The following is an 8,595-nucleotide window of genomic DNA, read 5'->3' on the forward strand; positions in this document are numbered from 1 at the left end:
TCTAACCATATATCAATACATCATTATAAAATTAAAACTTTATACTCATAATATCTATCTCTACCACTTTCAACACTTATGGCCAAGACACCTCCACGAATCAGAAAAGAACTACAAGAATCTAAAGAGAGCGCCCCAACGCTTGCAAAACACCATACCCTAAACGTCAAGACGGTTCTAAAATGGAAGAAGACATTAAGCGTTGAGGTATAAGCGCTCGGGCCCGACACAGCCAAAGCGCGTCTTATCCTTAACGCAGCACCATGTGCTTTCCAAATCTAGACGTATTTCTAAATTATCGCTTGATGAGGTTTATATTGCTCTAAAAGACACCTCCCCGAACTGAAACGTTCCAATTTTATTGCTGCCTTAAACGAAATGGTCTCAATAGGTGATCACCAAAGAGAGGAAATGTTATCTTTTTGTGGCAATTCGGGTTACAAAATACGTCTATATATAGCCAAAACATGATAAAAAAATATGCCAATAGAGCTGGATAGATTCATAATTATGTAATAAATTATATAATTAAAGTTATGGTATATAGCAGTTCAGGTTGAATCAGATATTTTAAAGAAGCACGAAATAGCGTCGAATAGAGCATTGAAACCTACTATATTGTCCACCCCTTCATATTAACCTAGAATTTCTCTATTGGATTCAAATCAGGAGAGAAAGGAGGTAGAAAAATTATACCGCATTTTACAGATTCTATTAATTCTCTACTTCTCTTGGGTTTATGAAAAGAGGCATTATCCAATAACACCTTGACCAGGCTTTAGTTCCTTGATCAAAAATTTTTCTACCCAAGTCTGTTAAACCCCATTGGTGCTATCGGCGTGTTATTAACCAAACCGGCAATATTATTTGTTCTTTGATACTATTTTCCACTCTTTTTTCCAACCAACTTTTCACTTTCTCTTCCCCAGCCTTCTGTCTTTGCACATAGCCATATCAATGCTACTTTCATCAATATATACAAGACTTTGGATACACTATATATTTGATCGATTCTTGATAATGACTTCGCTTTTCTTTTCTTTACTTTACTTGGCTTGCTTTCACGTGCGAAAAGTCTTTTTTTGCTATAGCCTAATATTTTTAACCAGCAACTGATTGTACTCCAAATGCTTGAGTAGCTTTTTTCAATGTCGTATCTTGGGTTTCTTTAACATACTTTTCAAGCTTCTCTAAGTCAATCTTTTTTTCTGAGCCAAGCACGCTTCTTAGGAAAATAACTGCCTTCTTGTCTGTATTTTCTATGCCACCTGCCTATTGCTGATACACTTATTTTAAATAGTTGCGATGAATTGCGATACTTCAATATACCCGCCCCCTCATCTAAATATTCTATTCACCTTTGTCTTAAATCGTTGCTGTGGCTCTTTGTCTCTTTCCTTTTATTTCACCCAATTCAACCTAAATTACTATAACTTAATCAGTGTTCAACGGGGGAGAGGATATTCTCCATAAAGGATAGGTTATGTAGGGGAACTACCAAAGATGTCTTACTGGAGAATGTAGTTTAAATTTTGAAAAAAAATTTTACCGTAAACACTTTTACTAAGAATTATAAAAAATTTTTATCTTTTGATACACAAAACATATAAATTAGTGCTGGAACACACGCCAACATACTGGCAAAAATCATTCCACTCCATCCAACATGCACAATAAGCCATCCTGAACAAGAACTTACCAACTGAGAATTAAAGTGAGCTAACGCGGTAAAAATACTAAGCTGAGTTATGGCTTGTCCCAAATTAACTGTCATGATTTGAAAAGCAAATACACTGGTAAGTGAAAAATTAAGGAGAATTCGCTGAAAAATACATAAACAAGATAACACCCCCAACGAGTTTCCAAAACTTCCCCAAAACAACCCAGCAAATACCAGAAGTTGTCCTGTCATTCCCCAACGCATTACACGCAGTACAGAAAATTTTTGAATACAATACCCTGAAACAAAAATTCCAAAAGAACTTCCCCAAAAGTTCCAGAAATCTTGTACACTATATTGCTGTTTGGAAAACCCCATATGTAAAAAAAACAATTCCTGATTGGGAGTCCATAAGTGATCTGCTACTCGATATAGCATTAAAATTAAAAAAATTTTACGGATTTGAGGATGCTTCAACAATTCTTTGATGGGAGAAAAAAAATTATACCCGATTCCTTTAAAAGGCTGAATTGGCGCAAGATCTAAAGAACTAAACATAGGAAAAAATAAAACGCTTAATGCTACAACTAAACAGCCTCCTGCTAGGTAATGGTACAACATCGGCCAGCTCCAAGAGCATTGAGAGAAAAACAAAGCTCCGGAAACTGCCAGCGTCATTCCTGCTCGATACCCATTTAAACAAAAACTTTCTGGAAGTCCTCTTAAATTTTCAAATCCCGTATCCTTTTGACAGGCAATAACCATCATAGAATAATTTCCATCTAGCATGAATAAAAGAGCAGTGCAAACAAAAAATGCTATTCCAGAGAACATAGAACAAAAACTAATAATTGTAAGAAGAATACTAAATGCTATTAAATGCATAGATAGCCAAAATCTTCTCGGGCTAAACGGAATCCAAGAAGGCAAAGCCAAAGAAAAAAAAGGTCCACAAAACATTTTTAAGCTGTAACATATTCCCAAGACTGCTAAAATATCAAAGGTTCGAACGGAAAGTCCTAAATCGTTTCCCCAAAGACGAGGCCAAGTACGCACAACTTTGTTAAGCAGCCCTCCCCAGAGCCCTAAAAATCCAATCACGAATAATCCTTGAATTTTTCTGCTCTGAATGTTTTTAAATTTCATATATTTCCCCTAAAATTCATACCGTTTTCTGGCCCATTTCTTGGATTTGTAAAGAATCATTTGGCTTTTGGGCGTAATACAATTGGACTATACCTCCTTCCATGGGAATGCACTGAGAATTTTCAAATCCGGCCTGGGAGCACTCTTTTAAAATTATTCCCGATGAGGGAAACTCTAAAATGCTATCGGATAGATATTGATATGCTGAAAAATCCTTTGCAATCCATTTGCCTAAAAAAGGAATACCATAAAGCAGATAGCGCCGATATGCCCAAGCTAAAATTGGTATAACTTCAAAAGAAAATTCTAACATCAGTAAAATTCCCTTCGGTTTTAACAAACGAAACGCTTCTTGAAAAGCAAGAAAGCGATTTTCCATATTGCGCACCCCAAATCCACATAAATACACTTCGGTCATTTTTGAAGGCAAAGGAACAGATTCAGCATATCCTTTTAAAAAGTGTAATTTTGTACAAGGCATCATAGAATATTTGCGTACTTTGGCACGTTTTAACATTTCCGTGCTGGGATCTATCATCCAACAAACACAAGATTTTTGCTGAATTTTTGCTTCTTGTAGAAAAAAGTCTGTTATTGCCCCTGTTCCACACGCCATATCGATGGCAGAAAAATCAGAATATGCACTCCAAGGGATATAGGAAATTAGAAATCTTCTCCAATAATCGTCTCGTCCCAAACTCATAATTTTATTCATTTGATCGTAAATAGGAGCAATACGATCAAATAAAGAAGCGATAGAATTCACACTACGCTCTTAATCATTTTGAACTCAATCTTATCAAAAATATTTTTACCAATCAAGCAAGTATATAGAAATCGAAGAGAATTTAAATGACTATGCTGTGAGCATAATAAGCCAAGATCACATAAAAAATTCATATTAAATATTATTTTAAATTGATAAAACTCTCATCAGCTGATTTCAGCTTTAGCAATTTTTTAAGGCATTGAACTGAATATGTCATCTTTTTTTCAAGTTTTGACAGACTTTCTATCTTAATTTATGCTCGTTGTACATGGCTTTTTTATGTGACTTTAGCTAGTAGTAAGAGTACTTTTAAAAGTAGTCTCTTTAAAGGAGTGACAAATTTAAAAAATCGGTGTAGGATAGTCCAAAGAATGTGATAAGTCTTTTTAGGATTTATGGAAGAGCTAAACTTTTTTTATTCTTTAGTATCAAGTCTATTAATTGTTGTTAATCCCTTTATTGTTGTTTCGGGGTTTGTAGGCTTGTCTGGAGAAGCGTCTCAAAAACAGCAAAGAGAACTTGCAGTTCGTGCTTCTTTAGTTTCTTTGGGAATCGGGTGTGCTTTTGGTATATTTGGAATGAGCGTACTAGAAGGGGCAGGCATAACGGTTTCTGCGCTTCGAATCGCTGGAGGTTTTCTTCTTTTTCGTACCGCTTGTGAGTTAGTAAGTGCGCAGGAAGACAATAGCGTTTGCAAGGAATCTTCAGATCTTTTACGATTGGCAGTTTTTCCTTTAGCTTTTCCTACTATCATTGGTCCTGGGGCTTTGTGCATCATCGCCAACGCTTTGGGAACGATTTCAAAACCGCACATAGGGTACACGCTAGGAATTGTTCTTGCGGTAGCAATAACAGTAGGGGTTAATTTTGCATTTTTGTATATGGCACCACAAATCTTAAAATTTTTGGGAAAAAGTATTTTAGAAATTATAAAGAAGTTAGTGGGATTGTTCTTGGCTATGCTTGCTGTTCAAATCATGATTGGTGGAGTAAGTGAAGTGTACAAGTCTTGGGAAAAACCAGAAACTGGGACTAGCATTTCTTTTGAATCAGAAAGGGAGTTGGAATGCGCTTAGGTGTTTTTGGGGGATTAGGAAAGTTAGGAAAAGCAATAGTAGATCTTGCAAAAGATTACAGTGGCATTAGCGAAGTTTTTATAAAAGATTTTAAGCAAGAGGGCGATCTAACGCTTTCTTTGAAAGATTTTATTGAGGGATCTGATGTCATTATTGATGTAGCGGGTGCCAAGGGAACCCAGTCTTTGCTGCAAGGACTTGCTTGTTACGAAGATGGGGAATATTCTAAAAAATCGCTAAAAAAATCTTTAGTTATAGGCAGCACAGGACACGAATCAGATGTAAACCATATGGTGTGTGGAATTCTTGGATTTTGTTCCGTTCTTTATGCACCTAACGCTGCCCAATCATTGTGGAATTTTCTATATTCTGCCACACAGTTGGCGCAAGCGCTTGGTCCTGACTGGGACGTGCACGTCCATGAGCATCATCATAAAAATAAAAAAGATGCGCCTTCTGGTACAGCTTTATGTTTTACACAGCACCTGGAATCTGCGTGTCCTTGGTTAAAAAATAAAATTCATTGGAGCTGCATTCGCGCAGGATCTGGAATGATATTGAATTCTTTGATTTTTTCTGGAAACGACGAAGTTATTCATTGCACACATCAAGTGCTAGATCGTTCTGTTTTTGCAAAAGGCTTACTAGACATGGCGGTATGGATAAAAGAGCGTGATCCAGGATATTACGATGTTGGATATTACGTTAAGAATAAAGGTAGTAAGCCGTAAAAAATAGCAGATTTTTATTTTTCGAAGTAAGTAAAAAAGAAGAAAAGTTTTTGAATCTTGGAAAAAAACTTCAATTAGGTGTATAGATTATAAATTCGAAGAATTCCAAAGAAGAGCATTTTTACTTCCTTTTCATTGGATTGTCGAAAAAATTTTTCAACTGCGCTGAGGAGGTAATTTTTTGCTTTCTTTACGTTGTTTGTGCATGGTTTTTTGTTTTGTGCAAAGAATTTAATATTTCTATTAAGCTTTAAGGAAATCGGTTCACTGAGCTCCCTCTAGACTTTATTATGTTACTTATGTCACAATTCTGATCGAGGAAAATGTTTAACAAGGTCCTTTATAAAGGGGGGTAGTGTCTGATGACACAAGAGTAATAAATTATGAACTGTTCTGGTATAAATAAATTATTTTTTACGAATAAAAGTGTTGAACAATTAAAAAAATTAGAAAAAGTTGAAAACGTTTCTGTGGTGTTGCGAATTCGTGTCTCAAGCGGTGGTTGCGCGGGCTTAAAATACGTCTTTTCTTTAGAGCGCTTTTATTCAAAAGCGAGTCCTGAAGATATACAAATAACGCAAGACGGCGTTAGTGTAGTGACAGATGCTCTTTCTATGAAGTACATTCAAGGAAGCACCATTGATTACCAAGAAACACTTATGATGAGTCAGTTTGTGGTGTTAAATCCAAATTCTGATGAACAGTGCAGTTGCGGAAGTTCTTTTCAGATAAAAAATTAAAGGGATAGAAATATGATTTTGTTCAGTTATTCTTTTTTAATGTGGATTGTTTTTGGATATGTAGTGGGAAGCGTTCCTTTTGGAGTTATTATTCCCGTTTTACTGGAAGGGATTGATCCACGATGTATAGGATCTGGAAATTCTGGAACTACTAACGTTTATAGAGCGGTAGGGTGGAAGTGTGCTGTTTTGGTAGCTATACTGGATATATTAAAAGGCATGCTTCCTGTGTATTTTGCTCTAAAAGTTTTTAATTCCTATTTTTTAGCTATGGGGATAGCGCTGGCCTGTGTGTCTGGGCATGTTTGGTCTTGTTTTTTGAGGTTTAAGGGAGGAAAAGGAATAGCCACTGGGGCAGGAGTTTTGTTTCCTTTTATCCCGCTTTGGGTTGGAATATCTGTGGTTTTTTGGATTATCGTTGCACGATTTACGCGATATGCTTTCCTTGCGAGTATAATTTCTACAGCGATTGTTTTGCTAGGGGCAAGTATAAGTGTTCGTTATCCATTTTTTTTCTGTTTAGTATGTATTGTGGGCGGAATTATTCTTTTTACTCACAGAAGAAATTTTCTCCGATTTATTCAAGGAGCAGAGAATAAAATTGAAAAAAATTCTAAGAACCTGTCTTCACAATTTAAATAAAATCTGATATAAGGCCTGGTTAGGAGGTAAATGACATGCCCTATCCGAGAGATTTGAGTCACACAAAATAGAGATTTAATAAAACCTCATTGTGATACAGTGAATTGTGGTAAAAAACGCAAGAGAGCGGTTACTAACGTGGTATTTTATCCCATAAAGACGGGCTGTTATTTGCGCTTTTTGCCGCAAGCATATCCTCCTAGAAAAGTGTGTACAGGTTTTACATGAAAGAAAGACAAAGCAGAATTTGGAAGAAAATGATAAGAGCTCTTGTGGAAAAAATCCGGATAAACAATGGACTAAATGCTAATCCGATAATATTGACTTACAAAGTGCAAAAACTACGGACAAAGCTGTAAATCAAGGGATTGATGGGAAAAAAAGTCAAAGGCGTAAATGCCATAGTGTCACGAATACCCAAGAACATATTTTTCATGTGAAAGTTCACACTGCTGTGGGATGCCAGGCATTTGGTTAGGCAGGTGTAAAAATCCATCGCTTCAAGGCGTATGCGCAGATTCTGGTTATCGTAAAAGTTATCGTAAAACGTTCGAAGCGCTTGTTCAAAACTTATTGAAGAAGACCGTAGAGATTTCGGCACGTATTACGTCGAGCTGGGAAATTTTAGCGAAAAGATGGAGGATAGAGAGAATATTTGCTTGGCTAAATCATTTTAGGCGATTGGCCAAGGAGTATGAAATAGGCGTTCAACCAACAAAACACAACGTTATGATCCCCCATTCAATGCTACTGATTCGTCGGTTGGATTAACTGTGAAGATAGGTTCTAAGTTTTTTGCGTAATTTTATAGTGTACAACTTCTCTTTTTCTTTTTTTTCTCTCTTTTGAATATCTTGGCTTATTTTTCTGATTAAAAATTGATAAACGGTATCATAAGTAAATATTTACTTACAGAGAATAAGGGGGGAAGCACATTTTTTCAAGAGCAGAGTTTATAAAAATCAAGGCGTGAAAGAAGAAATGTACCTATATAATTTTTGAGTTGAGTATAAAAAAATTTAATCACACCTAATAATAGATTGCTTCGTAAACTAGAATTTATTTTAAACAGAATTTATGATAAAAAGACCCGGAGGTAAGGTAATAAATACGAACAGATCAAAGAAATAGAAAAAGAAAAATTCCGCAGGTCGACAAGAGTTAAAAAGGATACATTTGATAAAATTTATGAAGTTATACTATAGCTAAATCAGTATAAAAAGATTGCGAAAAATGGAATTGAAATAAGAGATCAATTGAGCAAGGTACTATTCTTCTTATATGTTTGGCTTGAGCCCATTTTTTCTTAATAGGATTGAGATCAGGGGAATAAGGAGGAAAACAAAGCAAACTATAGCATCTTCTAGCATGTTTTTCCTATCTTTCCATTTATGGAAAGTGGCATTATCTATAACAATAACGCTTTCTTTTTGAAGGTTTGGTAATAAAATCTGCTGCACTCAAGAAGTACCCCCCTTTGTAAGCCAGATATCAAACCAATTGCAATTATATTTTCCAATTAAAGCGCCTATGGGATTTGTTCTCCCTCAGTCATGAGAGCCATAACACCGCTTACCTTTATCAAAGTACCCCTGCGTTCTTGGCATATCATGAGCAAAACCACTTTCATCTATGTAATTAATTGTTTTACCTGCTTTTTCTAGCTGCTTAATTTTTTGGCAAAATCTAGACCTTTTCTCTGGATCGGATGATTGAGAGTTTTTTTATATGTCTCTCCTAAACGTTGTTTTGCATATTTGATGCCAGAAGCACTAACTTCTAACCTCTTAGCTCTTTCATGGATCTATACCTATCTGGAAATTCTTCTATA

General features: G+C 35.7%; 10 protein-coding genes. 6 read left to right on the forward strand and 4 right to left on the reverse strand.

Annotated features, from left to right (window positions below; translation table 11 throughout):
- The first annotated feature begins 202 nt into the window (after positions 1 to 202).
- Positions 203 to 346, forward strand: a complete 144-nt coding sequence (locus tag K737_RS09960; protein WP_161630409.1) for a hypothetical protein — start codon at positions 203 to 205, stop codon at positions 344 to 346.
- 294 nt (positions 347 to 640) lie between these two features.
- Here K737_RS09960 and K737_RS11880 read toward each other — a convergent pair whose 3' ends face one another.
- The 4 genes from K737_RS11880 to K737_RS02245 all read right to left on the reverse strand — a co-directional run bounded on the left by K737_RS11880 (position 641) and on the right by K737_RS02245 (position 3,572).
- Positions 641 to 766, reverse strand: coding sequence for a transposase (locus K737_RS11880; RefSeq protein ID WP_407636447.1), 126 nt, complete (start codon positions 764 to 766; stop codon positions 641 to 643).
- A 335-nt stretch (positions 767 to 1,101) separates the two neighbouring features.
- Complete coding sequence (locus K737_RS11015) at positions 1,102 to 1,221, reverse strand: IS630 transposase-related protein (RefSeq protein WP_023490351.1); 120 nt, start codon at positions 1,219 to 1,221, stop codon at positions 1,102 to 1,104.
- Between the two features lie 349 nt (positions 1,222 to 1,570).
- On the reverse strand, positions 1,571 to 2,806 hold the full coding sequence (locus K737_RS02240) for a murein peptide permease AmpG (RefSeq protein ID WP_006290495.1): 1,236 nt from the start codon (positions 2,804 to 2,806) through the stop codon (positions 1,571 to 1,573).
- A 16-nt stretch (positions 2,807 to 2,822) separates the two neighbouring features.
- Positions 2,823 to 3,572 carry a ubiquinone/menaquinone biosynthesis methyltransferase gene (locus K737_RS02245; RefSeq protein ID WP_006290499.1) on the reverse strand — a complete coding sequence of 250 codons (750 nt, stop codon included), beginning with the start codon at positions 3,570 to 3,572 and terminating at the stop codon, positions 2,823 to 2,825.
- A 398-nt stretch (positions 3,573 to 3,970) separates the two neighbouring features.
- Here K737_RS02245 and K737_RS02250 point away from each other — a divergent pair, with 398 nt between their 5' ends.
- From K737_RS02250 to K737_RS07755, 5 genes are all read left to right on the forward strand, one after another.
- The gene (locus K737_RS02250; protein ID WP_006290501.1) at positions 3,971 to 4,651 is read left to right on the forward strand and encodes a MarC family protein; all 681 of its coding nucleotides are present in this window, start codon (positions 3,971 to 3,973) and stop codon (positions 4,649 to 4,651) included.
- Positions 4,642 to 5,382: a dihydrodipicolinate reductase C-terminal domain-containing protein gene (locus tag K737_RS02255; RefSeq protein ID WP_006290502.1), complete on the forward strand. Its 741-nt coding sequence runs from the start codon at positions 4,642 to 4,644 to the stop codon at positions 5,380 to 5,382. The genes K737_RS02250 and K737_RS02255 overlap by 10 nt, the downstream gene beginning before the upstream one ends.
- A gap of 383 nt (positions 5,383 to 5,765) precedes the next feature.
- Positions 5,766 to 6,122, forward strand: coding sequence for a HesB/IscA family protein (locus K737_RS02260; protein ID WP_006290504.1), 357 nt, complete (start codon positions 5,766 to 5,768; stop codon positions 6,120 to 6,122).
- 12 nt (positions 6,123 to 6,134) lie between these two features.
- A complete protein-coding gene (gene plsY, locus K737_RS02265) occupies positions 6,135 to 6,764 on the forward strand; it encodes a glycerol-3-phosphate 1-O-acyltransferase PlsY (RefSeq protein WP_006290506.1) in 630 nt (209 codons plus the stop codon).
- Positions 6,765 to 7,223: 459 nt separating this feature from the next.
- Complete coding sequence (locus tag K737_RS07755) at positions 7,224 to 7,535, forward strand: transposase (RefSeq protein WP_006290508.1); 312 nt, start codon at positions 7,224 to 7,226, stop codon at positions 7,533 to 7,535.
- Positions 7,536 to 8,595 lie beyond the last annotated feature (1,060 nt).

Source organism: Holospora undulata HU1 (genome assembly GCF_000388175.3).
GTDB lineage: Bacteria > Pseudomonadota > Alphaproteobacteria > Holosporales > Holosporaceae > Holospora > Holospora undulata_A.